3 protein-coding genes are annotated in these 18,551 nt (G+C 71.3%); all 3 read right to left on the reverse strand.

Going from position 1 to position 18,551, the window contains the following annotated elements; all coding sequences use genetic code 11:
• Genes ABD785_RS30920 through ABD785_RS30930 form a run of 3 tightly spaced genes read right to left on the reverse strand, consistent with a single transcriptional unit; the run spans position 1 to position 18,546 of the window.
• Entirely contained in the window at positions 1-2,706 is a 2,706-nt protein-coding gene (locus ABD785_RS30920; protein ID WP_344835408.1) for a hypothetical protein, read from the reverse strand.
• Positions 2,707-2,715: 9 nt separating this feature from the next.
• Positions 2,716-5,475 (reverse strand): hypothetical protein, encoded by a 2,760-nt coding sequence (locus ABD785_RS30925; RefSeq protein ID WP_344835410.1) that lies wholly within the window; start codon positions 5,473-5,475, stop codon positions 2,716-2,718.
• 12 nt (positions 5,476-5,487) lie between these two features.
• On the reverse strand, positions 5,488-18,546 hold the full coding sequence (locus tag ABD785_RS30930) for a Tc toxin subunit A-related protein (protein ID WP_344835411.1): 13,059 nt from the start codon (positions 18,544-18,546) through the stop codon (positions 5,488-5,490).
• Between the last annotated feature and the right edge of the window lie 5 nt (positions 18,547-18,551).

An 18,551-nucleotide genomic window follows, 5' to 3' on the forward strand; every position in this document is an offset into this window, starting at 1 on the left:
TCAGGGCTTCGTCTGGGAGAGGTCGAAGACCCGCCCGTGCTCGGTCCTGCGCACCTTGATGATCCGGTTGGCCACGTCGGCGACGGGGTAGGCGGACTTGTTCTTGACGGCCTTCTTCATCTGGGCGGCGTCCTTCTCCAGGGCGCTGATGGTCCGGGTGACCGCCCGCTCGAGCCTCTTGTCGGCGTTCCAGCCCGGGACGTCGTCCGCACCGCCCGGCTGGGCGATCGCCGCGGCGAGGGTCGTCCGGAGGACCTCCGCCGCGGACGTCAGCGCACCGGCGGTGGCACCGAGCCGGTCCGGGGCGAGCTCGGCGGCCTTCAGGTCGACGGTGGCGGCGAGGGAGCCGAGGTCGAACAGGTCGTTCTTGGTGCCGTCGCGCCGCTCGCCGTGGCCGCCGCGGTCGCCGGAGTCGACCGTCGCGTACGGGAGCAGGTTGCGGAACTCCAGATAGGCCCGGACGGTGTCCGCGGGGTCCTCGGCCGTGAGGACCTCCAGCGCGGCGTCGAAGATGTCCCCGAGTTGGCCGCCGTCGAGCTGGTCGGCCGGGAGCGCGGTGGCGAGCTGGGTCATCAGGTCGCTCTCGAGCTCCTTGAGCGTCTCCTCCTTGAGGACGGCCTGGATGCCGTCCTTCTTGTGCTTCGCGACCAGCTTCTCGACGGCCTGCACCTCGGTCACCCAGGCGGTGGTGTGCGAGCCCATCCCCTCGACCCCGGACGGCGCCGCCGCGCGTCCCTGGATCGAGACGGCCTTGCCGCCGTCCTTGAAGGACACGACGAGACTGTCGGTGCGGGCACCGGCGACCCACCGTCCCGGGTCCTTCGACGGGGTGACGGGGCCGAGGTCCTGGTGGACCTTCTCGACCATGCCGAGCAGCCGGCCGATCGCCGCGTCGTCGTGGTCCGGGATGAGCTGGAGCCGCCCGGCGAGATGCTCGATCGCCGCCTTGGCCGCCTTGGCCGCATCGGCGCCGAGGAACCCGGTCTCAGCGGCGGCCAGGGGATAGGCGCGGGAGGCCATCGCCTGGTGGTCGTGGAGGAGATAGCCGAGGATCAGCGCCGCCTCCTTCTCCACGTCGGCGGGGTCCCCCTCGAGATCGTCGAGCAGGTCGTCCGCCGCATCGTTCCGCTCGCCGATCCTCGTGTTGAGCTTGGTGGCCTCGGCCCGGCCCTTCGTCGCGTCCATGATGCGGCTCTGCACGGACTGGACCACCTCGCCGAGGTAGGCGGCGTCGGTCATCAGAAGCTTGATCTCCGGATGACCCGTGTCGGGGCGCGCGGCGAGATCGTCGGCCTGCTTCCTGAGCTCGGCGGCGAGGATCCCGATCCCGACGCGCTCCTTGGCCGCCTCCTTTCTCAGCTTCGCGCTGCTGCTCGCGGCCTTCTTCTCGTTGGCCAGGAACGCCTCGCCGAGCGTCCGCGCCGTCCCGCCGAGCTTTCTGACCCGCTGGACGGTCTCCACGAGCTCGCGGTGCCTGGCGGGGGCCACGACCCGGTCGGCACGCGCCTCGCGCAGCGCCGCGTCGAGGGAGAACAGCTTCCACAGACCGGCCTCGGCCCTGGGCATGACGTTCTGCTCCCGCTCCAGCCTGGCCTGCTCCTGCGCCTCGTGCCGCAGCAGCGTCTCCTCCTTGGTCTCCTCCTCCTGCGTCCAGGCCTCGATCTGGTCGGCCAGCACCTGCTCGGCCTGCTCCCGCTTCTTCCGGCGCAGCCGCTGGGCCTCGGTCTCCTCGTCGATCTGCCGACGGCGTTCCCGTTCGAGGTCGGGGGCGAGGGCGGCGGCGCGGGCGGCGCTCTCCCCCGACCCCTTCGATCCGATCTTGCCCTTGGCGGGGACCGTCGCGAACGGCAGGAAGTTGCGGAACGCGAGATGGTGGGCGACGGCCTTGGCCAGGCCCTCCGCCGTCAGCGGGTTCTTCAGCGCGTCCCGCACCTCGTAGGCGTAGGTCTCCAGGACGGGTTGGCGCTGCTTCAGGTCGTTCTCGCCGTACAGGTCCCAGACCTGCCTGCCGATCGACCGCGGCTGCCCGATCCACGCCTCGGACTCCAGCTGCCGCGCCATGAGGTCCCCTGCCGCCTCTGCGAGGGTCTTGCCGTGGACGAGCGCGTGGACGTCGTCGACGGCGACCGTCCAGGCGGAGGTGTGGTCGCCCATCTTCGCCCCGAACGGCGACGGCGTCCGCATCCGCCCGACCGCGAGGCGCGCGATCCGGTCGCCCTTCATCCGGACGTGCGGGGACAGCTTGACCTTCTGCCCCTCCTTCAGCGTGTGGCGCTTGAGCGTCCACTTCAGCGGCTTGGGCGGGGCGGCGGCCTTCGGCGGGGCCGCGACGGGGGTGGTCGTGGTGATCGTGGGGGTCGCGTTGGTCACCGCGGCCAGGAACGCCGCGGCCGACTTGGCCGGGGGCGTGGTCTTGATCTGGCCCTTCGTCTTCGGTTTGGTGATGCCCTTGGTCGTCGGGACCGTGTTCGACACCGGCTTGACGAACCGGGTCGGCTTCTTCGGCTGCTCCTTGGCCCGCCGCGCGCTCGTCGTCCGGGTCACGACCGGCGTGTGCGACGCGGCGCGTTTCCGCTGCGACGCGTCCTCGTAGTCGGAGCCGTCGTCCTCCTCCGAGGAGGACGAGGACTCGTCCCAGTTCTTCTTGCGCTTGGGAGGTGGCGAGTCGCTGGCCCGCCGCTTCTTTCTGCCGACGCCGTGCGACATGATCCCTCCTCAGCTCCGGGCGGCCTTGAAGACCCGGGTGTGCTCCCTGTAGCGGACGTCGAACATGCCGTTTCCGATCGTCCGGCCGTCGAGGGTGCCGTTCTCCCCCGCGGTCCTCATGCTGTCGGCCGTGCCGTTCAGCGAGGCGATGGCGGCCTCGACCGCCGCCTTGAGCTCCGGGTGGCTGTTCCAGTTCGGCTCGGGAGGCCCTGCCTGCGGCGGGGGCGCTCCGCCCAGGACGAGGTCGGCGGGGAAGGCGAGGACGAGGGGCTTGGGGGCCGTCGCGTCCAGGGTGGTCCTGAGCACGGTCGCGGCGTCCGTCATGGATTTCAGGGTGCCGGTCAGGGCCGGTTGCACGAGCTCGTCGATCTTCTGCTGGAGGGCGGCGTTGAGCGAATCCTTGTCGAAGACCTCGTCGATGGTCCCGTCGCGGCTCTCGCCGTGCCCGCCGCGATCGCCCGCGTCCACCGTGGCGTAGGGCATCAGGTTGCGGAAGGCCAGGTAGTTCCGGACGGTGTCCTCGGGCGCCTCGGACTCCAGCACCGCGAGAGCCGCGTCGAAGAGCTCGCCGAGCTGGCCGGCGTCGAGCTGGTCCGCCGGCAGCAGGGCCGCCAGGCCGGTCATCAGCTCACCGCCGAGCTCCTCGCGCGTCTGCTGTTTGAGCACCGCGCCGACCTTCGCCTTGCCGTGGGCCGCCACGGCCTTCTCGATCGCCTGCACCTCGGTCAGCCAGGCCGTGGTGTGCGAGCCCATGCCCTCCACCCCGGACGGCGCCGCCGCGCGGCCCTGAATGTTGATCTTCGACGCGTTGGGGAAGGTGACGACGATGTCGGCGGTCTTGGCGGTGGCCACCCATCGGTTGGGCTCGGCCGGCGGGGCGATCTTGCCGAGGTCCCTGTGGACCTTCTCGACCTTCTCGACCAGGCGGTCGAGCGCCTCCTTCTCCACCCTGTCGAACACCCTGACGTCCTTGCCCAGCTCGTTCCTGTAGGTGGCCGACCTGATGAACTCCCTCAGCTGGGCGGTGGCGGTGGTGGCCGGGTCCTTGCCGAGGAAGCCCGTTTTGTCGACGGCGACCGGATAGTTCCGGACCATCCTGGACTGGTGCTCGTGCAGGAGCTGCCCGAGCATCAGCGCCGCCTCGTCCTCCAGGACTCCGGGGTCGGTGTTCAGATCGGTGTACAGCGACTTCAGGTCGTCGCCCTCCTCCTTGAGCTGCCCGGCGAGGCGCAGCACCTCCTTGGTCGCGCCCACCGTCTTGGTCTTGGCGCCCGCGACCTCGGCCATCTTCTGGTAGATCGCCGCGCCGTCCGTCGAGGTGTCGGCCAGGACCTGGTAGCCCGAGTACCGCATGTCGCCGAGGTCGTCGCCGAGCGTCTTGAGGTCCGCGAGGCCCTTGTTGAACGCGGGGAGGCCCAGGACCGGCTTGAACAAGGCGGTGGACTTGCGGCGTTCGAGCGGGGCCGGGGTCCTCTTCTTGTCCGTCTTCGCGCTCTTGCGGCGGTTCTTGTCCTTCGACTCCTGCAAGGCGGCCTTGACCATCTCCTCGCTGATCGAGAACTGGTTGCTCAGCTCGAGGGCCTTGGCCGACACCTCCCGGGCCTTGTCGACCTTCTTCACCAGGTCCTGGTGCTTCGTGGGCATGACGACCCGTTCGAGGCGCGCCTCACGGACCACGGCCTCGAGGGAGAAGAGCTTCCACAGCCCCTCATGGGCTCTGGGCAGGAAGGTCCTCTCACGTTCGGCGGCGGCCTCCTCCTCCCGCTTGTGCCGGGCGAGGGTCTCCTCCTTCGTCTCGAGCTTCTGCATCCGCCTCTCGATGTCGGCGGCCAGGTCGCTCGCCTCCTTCTCCCGCTTCTCCCTGGCCTCCTTCTTTGCCTTGTTCTGCGGGAGCTTCTCGGCCTCGAGCATCTCCGCGCGTTGTCTCTCCGCCTCCAGCCGCATGTCGACGGCCAGGACGGCGGCGCGTGCGGAGCCCTCCCCCGACCCCTTCGAGCCCGTCTTGCCCTTGGCGGGGACGGTCGCGTACGGCAGGAAGTTCAGGTAGGCGAGATGGTGGGCGATCGCCTTGGCCAGGCCCTCGGCGGTCTGCGGATTCTGGAGGGCGCTCCGGACCTCGGAGGCGTAGGTCTCCAGGACGGGCTTGCGGGCGTCCCGGTCCCTCTCCTCCAGCGAGTTCCACAGCCTCATGCCGACGGAGTCGGGCTTGCCCGTCCACTCCTCGGCGTGGAGCTGCCGCTCCGCGAGCGCCGCGCAGGCCTCCGCCACGGTCTTGCCGTGGACGAGCGCCTGCATGTCGTCGACCACGGTCGTCCACGCGGCGGTGTGGTCACCCATCTTCGACCCGAACGGCGACGGCGTCCGCATCCGCCCGACCGCCAGCGCGCTGATCCTGCCCTCCTTGACCCGGACGAAGGGCGACAGCTTGACCTTCTGCCCGTCCGTGAGGGGGTGCTGCGCCACCTGCCAGGGGGTACGGGAAGGGGGCACCACGACGGGTCCCGGGTCCAGGAGCATCGGAAGCTCGGGCGCGACATTGGTCAGCAGCGGGAGGACGACCGGTGCCGTCGTGCCCTTGACCTTGGGGATCAGGTCCCCGCCGACGGAGCCGGGGGTCGAATCGGTCACGAGGACGTCGGTGCTCCGCGACTTCTTGATCGCGTCCATCCGGCCGCCCAGCCCGCTGCCCTTCTTCTTCTTGAGATCCTTCTTGGGCTTCTTCTTGTACTCCGCCGACCGGTCCTTCTTCGGCTTGAGTTTTCCCGACATGGTCCGGCCTCCTTAGGGGATCGCCCGGTAGAGGATGACCAGGGACAGGCCCGTGAGGTCGGCGGGATCGCCGTCCAGGGTGAGCCGCCACGGCTGCGGCCCCGCGGCCAGGCCCGGGGTGCTCACCGGGCGGCCGGCCTCCAGGGCGAGACGGGCGTCGCCGTTGAGCCGGAACCGTGCCGGGCCCGAGCCGTCGCCGTACAGGGCGGCGACCGAGGTGACCTGGCGGCCGGAGATTCCCGGCAGGTGGTCGGCGGTGATCGGCAGCTCGAGCTCGCCGGACTCCGCCAGGGCCTCCCACGCGTCGGGGAACTCGGCGGCGACGTCCAGGAACGTCGCGGTCGGGTAGGGCTTGAGCAGGCCCCGGACGGCCGTGGCGAACGTGTCGCCGCCGTCCTCCGCGGTGTACTTGACGGTGAGGACGACATCGACGATCCCGGCGGGCACCCGCCGGGCCGACAGCCGCCAGCGGGAGATCGCTCCGCTGCCCTCGAACGGCAGGTAGCGCTGGTCGTCGTAGCGCAGCTCGAACAGGCCCGAGTTCTCGGTCCCGTCGGCGACCTCCGACAGCGCTATGGTCTGGCCCGCCCGCCACTCGACGCGCAGCGATCCCGGCGGGCTGCCCTTCGGGTCGAGCAGGTACCGGACGGCCTTCGGATCGGGCTCCTGGACGGTCTTGCCCTCCAGCTGAGTCAGGGTCGCGTTGACGGTCTCCTGGCCGTCGGCGGTCAGGAACGCGACGCTGACGGTCTTCACCCGCCGCTGGTAGTGGCCGGGGAAGTCGCGGTCGAAGAGGGTCTCGGTGAGCGCGAACTCGCAGCGTCCCTCGTTCTTGAACGCCAGCAGCGCGAGCCCGTCGAGCTCCAGCAGCGACACCCGCTTGGTGATCTCCAGCCCGCGGGCGTCGGCGCCGGAGTAGGCGTGGCCGAGACGGTCGAGGTCGAGGGCGAGCTGGTCCCCGGCGAGCAGCCCCTTGCGGCGGCTGTCCCAGTAGGTGGCCTTGACGATGCCGGGCGCGCTCCCGCGGTCGGCCTCGAAGGCCCGTTCGGCGGCGCGGGCGGTGTCGAAGGCGAGCTGGTAGGTCTGGAAGTACAGCCCGGAGATCTGGCCGACCATCCAGCCGTACAGCTCGGGCCCGGCGAACTTGGACGTCAGGAACTCGGTGACGGCCTTGGCGTTCGAGGTCTCCCGGTCGTGGATCTCCAGTTCCCGCCGGGCGACGGCCAGCTGCAGCTCGGCGGAGTGGATCTGGTGGCCGATCTGGATCAGGTCGTTGCGGCCGGTCGCCAGCTCCAGGGTCCAGTCCTGCTCCTGGCGCTGCTGGTCGGCGCGGACCCCGAGGACCTCGCCGAGCATGCTGAAGCCCTCGGCGAGGGTGGAGGAGACGTCGGCGCCGATGTTGAGGGCGTCGCCGATCTGGTCGCCGCCCATCGAGGTGCCCATGATGAACGGCCCGAGGTGGGCCTGGGGCGCGCCGGACGCGATCGCGGCGCCGATCTTCAGCCCGCCCGCGACCATGTGCCCGGCCGCGCCGATGGACATCATCGCGAGCTGGGCCTCCTGGAGCGGGCTGAGGCCCTCGGCCAGCAGCCTGGTGAAGTGCTCCACCCGGTGCTGGGCGCCGGCCAGCGAGGCCTTCATCTCGGCGAGCTGGGTCTCGGCGACCGCGACCTGGGTCTCCTTGATCTGCCGGCCCATCGAGTGGATCTCGTAGTCCTGGCGGTTGCGGAGCATCGCGAGCTGCTCGTCGTCGCGGGAGTCGATCGCGGACAGCAGGTCGCCGCCGAGCTGGCGGAGCCGGTCGGTCAGCTCCCTGGCGCGCTGGAACACCACGTCGAAGCGGTGCACGGGCGCGGGGCCCGCGGCGGCCGCGACGACCTGGTCGGCGGTCAGGCCGGCCGCCGCGCCCCGCACCAGCGCCATGACGTCGGCGGGCGGGTCGAACAGCGGCAGCGGGCGGCTGATCCCCATGATGTCGAGCGACGCTCTGATCTTGGAGAGCCGGTCCTCGACCCGGTTCCAGTACTCCAGGAACACCTCGTTGCCCGGCACGTAGAAGTAGGGGTTGGCGACGCCCGCGTGGGCCTCGCCCGCCTTCTCCAGCAGGGTGCCGTCGGCGGTGAGGTGGCCGGTCTCGCCGGGGCCCTCACCGGGATCGAGCTCGTAGGGCGCGGCGTCCGGCAGGGCGGCGGGGCCGAGCGTCACCGGGCGCTTGCCGAGCAGGTCGTAGGCGAAGATGTAGAGCATCCGCGCCTCGTCGACGGTCTCCGCGGTGTACTGGCGGAACAGCAGGTCGCCCCAGTCGAGCAGGTTGTCGATGGTGGCCATCACCACGGCCCTGCGGTAGGCCTCGGGGCGCAGCTCGGCGATGGTGTGCGGGTCGAAGGGGTCGTCCAGGTAGGCCTGGATGAGGGCCCGGCGGTCGCCCATCAGGTCGTACTGGCGGCGCAGCCGGCCGAGCATCGCGACCCGCTCGCCCAGCGCGGCGGTGCGGGCGTCCTGCGGCCGGGCGGCGAGGGCGGCGCGGACCCCGTCGAGCCCCCCGTTGGGCAGGCCGCCCTCGGCGAGGCCCTTGAGGTAGGTGAGCTCGTCGGCGGTCAGGTCGCGGGCCCGCCGGAACGCCGGGACCATCGGCTCGACCCGGTCGAGGATCGGGACCAGCAGGTCGGCGACCGGTGGCGCGCCGAGGTCGGCGAGGTCCCGCCGGGACGCCGTGACGAGCGCGGCCACGTCGACGGCGAGGAACGGCAGGAACCGCCAGTAGCGGATCCGCTGGGTCGGGTCGAAGACGTACTCGTACCACCGGCGCGCGTCGGAGAAGCGCTGCGCGCCGTTCAGCGCCTGGGCGATGAGCAGCGGCGCGTGGAAGAAGATCTCCCAGTAGTAGAGGCCGTTGGAGCTGTCGAAGTCCAGGTGCGAGCTGACCGGGACGGCGGTGGACTTCTGTACCGCGATGGTCGTGGGCCCCGACGTGACGGTCTCCGGGGTGGCGACGGCGAATCCGGGCAGCTCGTCCAGCTCCTGGGTGGAGGGGTCGAGCAGGGCGTCGACGCCGCCGACGAGCAGCCGCCGGTTCAGCTCGTAGGCCGTGCTGGTGGTCAGCCGGATGATCTCGCTCGGCAGCGCGGTGATCTCGTACGGCCGGGGCACCGCCTCCGCCTCGGCGTACTCGGCGTAGCGGCCGCCGGAGGTACCGGAGAAGAAGAAGACCAGGCGTCCCTCGTCCTCCAGCGCCCCGGTGAGCTCGCCGGGCAGGACCGGGGGCAGCGCCCGCCAGTTGCCCTGGTAGGGCAGGAAGGTCAGGACCGCGTCGGGTTCGGCGTCCGCGGGGAGCACGGCGTAGCCGGACGCGGTGAACACGTACCGCTGCTCGTTGCGGACGAACGTCGCGGTGATCGCCGAGCCGGTCTTCTTCGGGTAGCCGTCGTCGACGTAGTCGGGGACCGGCTGGCCCTGGGTGAGGGAGTACCGGACGTACTCCTGCGGCCCGACCAGGTAGAGCTTCCTGGCGTTCGCCGGCCCCCGCACGAAGGCGGCCGTGACGTTGCCGGTCCTGGTCAGCTCCGTGGAGACGCGGCCGAGGTCGCGGATCTTCCTGTTCGCCTCGTCGGCGCCGCCGCCCTTCATCGTGTAGGTGCCGCGGACGTTGTCGAAGGCGATCGTGATCGAGTCGACCTTGACCACCGGTCCCGGCGGGCCCTGGTCGGGGACCTCGTCGGAGTTCGGGACGAGGCGGGCCGGCGCGCCGTCCCCCGTGAAGTCGGCCTTCAGCTTCACGAAGAAGCCGCCGCCGATCGCGAAGATCTTGTTGCCGGACACATGGAGCCGCTCGAAGCCGGTTTCGGGCAGCCGCCAGTCGCGGGTCTGCCGGATGGTGCCCAGCGAGCCGGTGACGGCGATCCCGGTCTGGGCCTTGGAGTAGAAGATCTCGATCCCCGACGCGCTGCCCGCCCAGTCGATCTTCGACCACTGCGGCAGGGCCGGGGACTCGGTGTTGGTCAGGATCTTCTTGGGGTAGCCGTCGTCGAGGGTCAGGCCCGCGGCGGTGACGCCGTAGCGGTAGTAGTCCTCGCCGCTGAACAGGAGCAGCTTCTTGTCGCGGACCAGGGCGGCGTCGACCGTCCCTCCCTTGAGCAGGCCGGTGCCGATGGTCCCGAAGACCTCACCGGTGGTCCTGCGGCTGGCCGCCTTGCCCCCGCTGATCGTGATGAACTTACCGATCTTGGTGGTGGCGGCGTTGGACTCGAAGAAGTACAGCGTGCCGTCGAGGTGGCGGAAGGAGGCGTCGATCCGGTCCCAGTTGGTGGGCAGCCGGGGGTCGGTGTTGCCGCGCAGCGCCTGGAGCTCCGCCGCGGCGGTGGGCGCCGCGGCCGGGCGGCACAGGAAGCTGCCGCCCTTGTGGTCGATGCTGAACCACGGACCGTCCTGGGAGTCGGCCGGGGCGTTGAACGGCACGATCTGCGCCTTGGTGATCGGCGTGTGCGGCGGCTCCGCGAAGATCCGGGTCAGGTCGGCCTCCTTCGGCGGGGTGACCGTGGTGCCGGTGACGGCGGGCAGCCCGTACAGCTCGGGCGTCAGCGTGAACGCCGTGGTGATCTCGGTGCCCGCGGCCTTGTAGGTGCTGTGCACGACGATGGCGTCGTGGGCGTCGCCGGCGGAGCCCGGCACCACCCGGGAGGCCTGCACGTACAGGCGGATGTCGGTGACGGGCCCGGCGCGCTCGGTGTCGGCCGCCAGCACCTGGGCGGGCATCCACTCGCCGTTCAGGTTGAGGAAGGAGTAGCAGATCTTGACCTGGTACCTCGGCGCGGGCGCCGTGATGTTCTGGGTGCTCCCGGAGGTGGTCGTGGTGATGGCGGTCTTGGACGGGTCCTGCTGGGGCACCACGTCGACGACCGGCCAGAACACGAACACCCGGCCGAAGGCGTGCACCGGATCGACCCGTTCGGCGGAGATCTGGGTGTCGACCTTCAGCCACGGGTCCCAGGTCGCCGACAGCTTCTGGCCGTCCCGGAACTCGGCGGTCCGGTAGTAGTAACGGCGCGGCTCGGTGCGGGTGCGGCCGAACAGCACCAGCCGGCGCAGGCCCTCGGGGGCGCCGTCCGGCGGGTAGACGTAGCCGCCCGCGATCGCCAGCCGCGACACCTCGGTGTACTCGTCCAGGTAACGCTTGTAGGCCGCCTGGACGTTCTCGACCGTGATCTCGCCCTGGAGCAGGTCGTCCTCCAGCGCCGAGAACGCCGGGGTCTTGCGGGTGCGCAGCTCGGGCCGCAGGTAGTTCTCCGGGTAGAGGAAGACCTTCCGGTTCGCCTCCCAGGTGCGGTAGGCCCGCATCCAGGTCCACCAGGTGCGCAGCCGGTCCTTGACGGCGTCGGGATCGACCCCGGCGGGCAGCGCGGGCGTCTCCAGGTCGAGCAGGTAGCGCTGCACGTAGAGCTGGGTGGCGGCGATGGCCTCACGGACCCGGGAGGTCGTGCCCGCCGGGCCCATGTCGACGTCGATCAGGTACTGCTCGTACAGGTCGCGGGAGCTGCCGTGCAGGGGGACGAGCGCGGCGACGAGGGCGTCCCTCTTCCTCGTGTTCAGCTCGTTGTGGATCTTCGTCCGGAGCAGCGGCCACTGGACGGCCCCGGTGCGGCGCTCCAGGAACCACTCGACGGCCCCCGCGGCGGCGTCGAGGTCGGGCACGAATCCCGGCTCCAGGGCGGGGTCCTGGACGAACAGCTTCGCCCAGACCTTCCCGTGCAGCTCCGACGGCCGCGTCCCGGCCCGGTCCGCGATCGCGAACAGGTCGACCAGGGCCAGCAGGAACTCGATCTCGAACAGGAACTCCTCGCGGGTGCCGGGGCGCAGCAGGCCGAGATTGCGGCGGGCCCAGCGCACCTCGTCGAGCTCCCAGCCGAACAGGTCGGCGAGCGTGGAGTAGGGGTCCTCGGCGCCGTTCACGAAGAACGACGCCAGGCCGCCGGGGTGGCTGCGGCACAGCCCGGCGAAGCGCACGGTGGCGTGCACGTCGGTGAGGCGGTAGTCGGCGGTCCCCGACCAGCGGTGCCGGAACTCCTGCGGGAAGGTGCGGTCCACCCGGTTGTAGGGGCCCGAGTAGCGGACGTACTGGTCGCGCTTGAGCAGGTAGGTGCGGCCGTCGAGGACGAACGCGCCGTCGGGGCCCTCCTCCTCGAAGGCCTCCGGCAGGTCGCCCCAGTCGTCGCGGACGGTCCGCGGGTAGCCCTCGTCGGCGTACTCGAGGGTGCTGCCGGGCGCGTAGCGGACGTACTGGTCGCCCGCGAAGGCGTACAGCTCGCCGGTGGGCGCGGCGAACACCGCGCCGAGCGCGCCGGAGCCGAAGGCGTTGCGGACCTTCCCCCACAGGCTCGTGATCGGCTGGGGGGCTCCGGTCGACAGGAACTCCCTGCCCTTGAACAGGTAGACCTGGCCGCCGGGGGCCCGGAAGGCGGCGTCGAGGCCGTCCTGGAAGGCGGGGGGCAGGGCCGGGAGGCGGGCCAGGTCGGGCTCGCCGGGCAGCTCGGAGATCGCCCGCGGATAGCCGTCGTCCACGTAGGTGCGGTCGTAGGTCGAGTAGCGGAAGTACTGGTCGCCGGAGAACAGGTAGATCCGCTCGCCGGCGACGATCGAGGCGTCGACCTTGCCGGTGGCGGCGAGGGTGTTGCGGATCCCGCCGAGGCTGCGCAGGCTGAACGACGCGGCCGGCTCGGGCGAGACGGTGTGAACGGAGCCGGAGACCAGCAGGTGGATGGTGCGGTCGTTGCCGATGACGGCCTCGATGCGTCCGGTGAGGGCGTCGTCGAAGGTCTCGGGGAGCTTGGCGAACGGCGGCTCCTTGCGCAGGTTCGCCGCGATCGGCTTGGGGTACCCGGGATCGATCGCCCGGTAGGACGGGCCGGTGTAGCGGACGTACCGGTCGCCGGAGAACAGGTAGGTGTGCTCGCCGCGCCAGACGAACGCCGCGTCGATCACCGCTCCGGGGACGACGAACGGGTTGCGGGAGATCCCCCACCTGTCGCGGACGGGCAGCAGCGGCCCGACGGCGTCGTCGGCGAAGACCGCGTAGGTGTCGTCGAAGAAGAAGGTGAGGACACCGGCGGAGTCGCGGAACGCCGAGCGCAGGGCGTCGGGGGCGTCCAGGTCGTGGCCGAAGCCCGGGTACAGGCGCTCGATCGGGCGGACGATCGACCACTGGCCTCTGCGCTCGTCGACCGAGACGCACTCCTCCCCCGCGAGCAGGATCAGGGTGTCGCCCTCGACGAGGACGGCGTCGGGGAACGGGAAGCCCTCGGGGGCGCCGAAGTGGTCGAGGGTGGTGGTGACCGGGTAGCCCTCGTCGGGGACGGCGTGGCCGCGGCCGGAGTAGACGACATGGGTGATCCGCCCGTCGTCGTCGGGCTTGGAGAACAGGTGGGTCCTGCCGTCCTTGACGTAGGCGAGGCCGACGCTCGTCAGCCCGGCCCAGTGCTCCTCGATGGGCAGCGGGTCGCCCTCGACGGCCGCCGAGGCGTCCGCGACGGCCGCCGGGTCGGGGTAGACCACGAACTGGTCGTCGCTGAACAGGTAGGTCCTGCCGTCGCGGCCGACGAGGGCGGCGTCCACGGCGCCCGTCTCGTAGATCGAGTTGCGGGGGCGGCCCCACTCCTCGGCGAGCGGGTAGTCGCGGCGGAGCCCCACGTTGTAGCAGGAGCCGCCCTTGAACAGGTAGGAGTTGCCGTCGGCGCCGAACAGCACCGAGTCGAGGTCGTAGGTGAACCGCGCCGGCACGTCGCGCAGCACGCGCGGCCGGAACTCCATCTCGGTGACCGCGCGTCCCTCCAGCGCCGACAGGTGCGACCAGGTGCCCGATCCGCCGCCCGGGCCCTCCTCGGAGGTGAAGCCCCGGCGCTCGGCCATGATCGCGCCGTCCTCGATGAAGGCGCAGGACACCCCGGCCACCGGGATGTCGTCGTACTTGCGGGCCGGGACGGAGGAGACGGCGTGGACGAGCCCGCCGCGCACCAGGTAGGCGGTGCGGCGGTCGGAGAAGGCCGCGTCGACGCCGTCCAGGGTGACGGGCAGGCCGGTCAGGCCCGGCTCGGACGCCAGGGTGGCGATCCTGCGGGGATAACCCGCGTCCACGACGTCGAGGCCGGAACCGGTGTAGCGGACGTACTGGTCGCCGGAGAACAGGTAGGTGCGGGTGAACGCGGTGTCCACGCCGTCGACCTTCTCGACGACCTCGAGGACGAGCGCGGCGTCCACCTTGCCGGTGCGCGCCAGGTTGTTGGAGACCCGGCCCCACAGGCCGGAGACCGAGGCCGGGTAGCGGTCGTCGACCTGGGTGTAGTCGTCGGTGGAGTAGCGGACGTAGCTCGTGCCGGAGAACAGGTAGGTGCGGCCGTCGACGCCGACGAACGCGGCGTCGACCTGGGTGAAGGGCAGGGAGTCCCACTGCTCGCGCAGGGACATGGGCTCCGACCACCAGCGGTGGCGGGCGTCGAACCGGACGAACCGCTCGCCGGCGAACAGGTAGGTGTGGTTGTCGCGGCCGGTGAAGACCGCGTCGACCGGGCCGAGGCGCATGCCGTCGGGCATGTTCCACCAGTTGTCCGACAGCGGCTTGGGGAAGCCCTCGTCCGGGACGCGGTAGTCGCGGTCGGAGTAACGGACGTAGAAGCGCGAGCCGTCGCCGAAGACCTTCAGCCGCAGGCCCTCGCGGCGGACGGTCAGGGTGATTCCCTCGCCGGTGGTGAGCGTCCAGTGCGGGGCGGTGCCGCTGATCTTGGCGAGGGTCAGGCCGTGCTCCTGGAACCGGTTGCGCAGCGCCGGGGTGACGCGTGCGGCCTCCAGGTCCTGCTGCTGGTCGGGGAGCAGGTCGAACAGCAGGCCGCCGAGGCCGAACAGGTAGGTGCGGCCGTCCATGACGAACGAGGCGTCGACCTGGGTGAGGCCGCCCCAGTCCTGGTCGATCGCCCGCGGGTAGCCCGAGTCGGCCGTGGTGTAGTCGGCCGTCGAGTAGCGCAGGTAGGTGGTGCCGGAGAACAGGTAGGTCTTGCCGTCGAGCCCGGCGAACGCGGCGTCCACGGCGCCCTCGGTCAGCGGCGGGCGCAGGACGCCCCAGCGGGCGGCCGTCTCGGTGATCTCGGGGCTGCCGTCGAGGGCGACGGTCTTGCCGTCGCGGAACAGGTGGACGATCCCCGAGGCGTCGGTGAACGCCGCCTCGACACCCGTCTCGAACTGGGGCGGCACCCCGCTGAAACGGCGCGGCACGCCCTCGTCGGCGAGCACGCCCGCGTTCTCGACGCTGTCGGAGTAGCGCAGCCGCTCCCCGCCGGAGGTCAGGTGCACGGCCGAGGCGGTGGTGTAGGCGGCGTCGAGCGCCTTCAGGCCGGTGAAGGTCGGGCGGACCACGCCCCAGGTCGCGGCGGCGGGGCCCTGCGCGCCGGGGGTCAGCCACTGGTCGCCGGAGAACATGTGGACGACGCCGTCGGGGTCGGTGAAGCAGGCGTCGACCGGCTCGGTGGCCGCGGGGACCTCCAGGCCCTCGCGCTCCCACCACTCGGTCACGTCGCGCGGGTAGCCCTCGTCGGCGGTCCCGTAGCCACCGGAATAACGGATGTACTGGTCGCCCGCGAACAGGTAGGTGCGGCCGTCGCCGTCCACGAAGGCACTGTCGATCTTCGCGGGGTCGGCCAGGTTGTTCCTGATCTTCCCCCAGGTCTGGGTCTTCGCCGCCCAGCGGGTGCCGCCGGGCTCCCGGGTGAAGGTCCACAGGGTGTCGTAGTAGTCGTGGCCGATGAGCCACTCGACGCCGCTGGGGTGCACGAACGCCGCGTCGATTCCGGTCAGCGGGCCGAACTTGGCCGACAGGTCGGTCAACGGCTTGCGCGCGGGGCTGGTGAGGGCGTAGGTGGTTCCCGAGTAGGTCCAGTAGCCGCCGTCGCCGAACAGGTAGATGGTGCCGTCGCCGCTGTCGAGCAGCGCCTCGATCCGGGTCAGGCCCGGGGGCAGGGCGAGCGGCTCGGGGAATTTTCCGACCAGGTCCTGGTCGTGGAAGACCGCACGGACCTCGGTGGCGTCCAGGCCGAGCTTGGCCGCGAGCAGCGCGAACCGCCTGATCCGGCGGTGGCCGAGGCGCAGCCGGGGATCGTCGGGCGGCCCCTCCAGGTCGAGGGCCGGCTGCGCCAGCAGGACCCGCGCCTCCCGTGCCCCGCCCGCCGCGCACTCCGCGATCGCCGACGCCACCTCGGCGGTGAGGCCGAGCACGTCGGCGAGGCAGGTCGCCAGAACCTCCTGCTGGCGGGCGGCCAGACCGGTCACCCGGTCGAACACCTCGGTGACCGCGGCCGCGACCTCGCCGGCGGCGTCGTGCAGCAGGAAGAAGACGTCGCGGGCGTAGTCCTCCATGCCGGGGAGGTCGAAGTCGAGGGAGTTGTCGGCGTTGCCGAAGTAGGTCAGCCAGGGGGCGGCGACCACGAGGCGCCCGGTGATGCGGCCCGTCTCGACGAGGTGGGCGAACAGGGCGTCCGACTCCTCCTCGGTGAAGTCGAGGCCGGTGAGCGCGGACGGCGACAGGCGGTAGGGGTCCTGGTCGGCGATGACCTCGACGATCCGGTCGAAGACCAGGTTGTGCTCGGTGTCGTCGAAGCCGGAGCCGAGGTCGATGGCGGCCTCGGGATCGGCGAAACCGGCCTCGTCGATGACGCGGCCGTCCTCCAGGTGGACGCCGTCGAGGGCGGCGTGGACCCGGCGGGCGGCGAGCTCGTCGGCCAGATCGGCGAAATCATCGGCGGCGAAGGTGGTGAGCTCGGCGCGGAACGCCGCGATCCGGGTCTGCAAGGCGGCGAGGATCTGCCCGCGCAGCACGGTGAACTCGGCGGCCAGCCCGAAGTCGGCCTCGGTCAGCGCGGCCAGGGCCGTCTTGTCGGCGAAGTCGTCGTCGGCGTCGAGATGGCCGTTGAAGCGCAGGCTCTCGACCAGCCGGGAGAGCTGGGCGTCGGTGAGGCGGAGCGGGGCGAAGGCCTCGAGGTCGACGGCCAGGGCGCCGTAGGCGAAGGCGTCCAGCCTGTCCTCGATCAGCTCCGCGACGTTCTCGGTCGCGTCGGCCAGATCCACGTTCACCGTGAACGAGGCGATGTTCTCCGGGTCGTAGAAGAAGTCCGGATCGGTGATCTGGCCGTCGTCGTCGAGGTAGCCGTTGAAGACGAGGTTGTCGTACAGCTCGGTGCGCAGGTCGGCGCCGAGTTCGCCGTACTTCTCCAGGTCGGACGGGTAGAACGCGGCGACGCCGTTGATCGTCGCGCCGATGCCCTTGAAGAGGATCTCGGTGTAGTCCGTGAAGTCCCCGGCGAGTTCGAGCTCGTCGGCGTTCGGGACCGCGAGGGTGCCGTCGGCCAGCAGGTAGCCCCGGTACACGAGGTTGCGGAAGATCTTCTCTTTGAAGCGGTCACCGAGCCCGAGCCCGGTGAAGTCGGAGGGGAAGACCACGCCCAGGTCGGTGACGGCCTGGTAGGCGGCCTTCTCCAGCACGGCGGGGTCGAGGTCGAGCAGGCGGCTGCCCTCGGCGGCGACGACCCCGTCGTCATAGGCCATCAGCACGTCGTGGACGGCGAGCGCGGCCCGGTCGCCGAACCGGTCGGAGACCAGGGCGGCCGGTTCGAACGCGGTCGGCTCCAGCTCCTCCTGGAGGTGGGCGAACAGCTCCGCCAGCTCGGTGCCCTCCGGTTCCGGCCGTCCGCCGAGGACGCTCGCGAGCTCGGCGCCGTCGAACCCGGCGGTGCGCATCCAGCCGGCCACGGCGAACAGCGTCTGCGCCAGCCACAGCGACGCGCCGGCCGGCCCGGCCTCCAGGACCTTGTGCAGGTCCTGGGTCTGCGGGCCCTCGCCGAGCACCACGAAGGTGGTGTGGCGCTGGAGCGCGGGATCGCCCTCCAGCGCCACGAGCACGTCGAACAGCTCGCCCGCCGACAGGCCGAGCGAGCGGGCCAGCAGCCCGGCCCTGCGGATCAGGGAGATCTCGGGGAGGCCGACCTCGCCCCGGTCGAACGGGCTGGGCTCGCGGGCGGCGTACCGCTCCCGGTAACGGGTGACGATCTCCACGATCTCGGACTCGGCGAGGTCGATGAGGTGGGCCAGCCGGAACCGGTAGTCGCGGTTGGCGGGGGTCAGGATGTCGCCCGCGGCGACCTCGACCTCGACGTCCTCCTCCGGTTCCCACGGCAGGACGAGGCCGAGGACGTCGGCGACGGTGAGGACGTTCAGCCGGACCAGCCGGACGACGGCCGCGACCGTGCGCAGGCCGGCGGCGTCCAGCCTGTTGCCCGCCAGGGTGGTCAGGACGTCGCTGATCTCGGTGAGGGTGAGGCGGGTCCGGCGGGCGAGGCGGATCAGGCGGTGGGCCCGCTCGAACCAGGCCGTCGCGGGAGATCCGGTGCCGCCGGGCCCGAGCAGCCGGGTCTCGTCGGCGTTGAGGGTGGCCCCGCCGAGCTCGACCAGCTCCCGCACCTCGGCGTCGGACAGGCCGGTGGCCTCGACGAACCTGGCGGTGCCGTGCAGGACGTCGAGCGTCTCGCCGGTCAGGCCGTAACGCTTCTTGAGCTGGTCGTCGGCGCCGGCCTCCGTGGTGATCACGCTGACGTCCTCGGCGGTGAGCGCGAGGTACTCGCGGGCCGCCAGGTCGTGGTCGACGTGCGCGGCGAAAAGCCGGTAGAGCTCCTCCGGGCTCACTTTGAGCTCGCCGAGGCCGATGCGCAGCCGCTCGGAGTGCAGGGAGAACGGCAGGCCGAACGGGTGGAGCCGCTCCAGCAGGTCCGTGTAGGGACGGGGGGCGAGCAGATGCTCCAGGACCTCGTTGACGATGTCGAGGTAGGCCGTCTCGGTGAAGGTGTTCTCGGCGTCGAGGACGATCCGTTTCAGGTCCGGCCGCCGTTCCAGCAGCTCAGGGGTGTCGAAGGTGCCTTCCAGTAGCCCGATCAGCTCGACCAGGTAGGCGGCCGGTGAGTACACCGACCGCGCGTCGTCCTTCTCCGGAAACCTGAGCTCCCCGAAAAGCTGGGCGTAGTCGGGCGACGATCCATCCATCAGCATGCGCA

The sequence above is a fragment of the Actinocorallia longicatena genome, from assembly GCF_039534125.1.
GTDB lineage: Bacteria > Actinomycetota > Actinomycetes > Streptosporangiales > Streptosporangiaceae > Actinocorallia > Actinocorallia longicatena.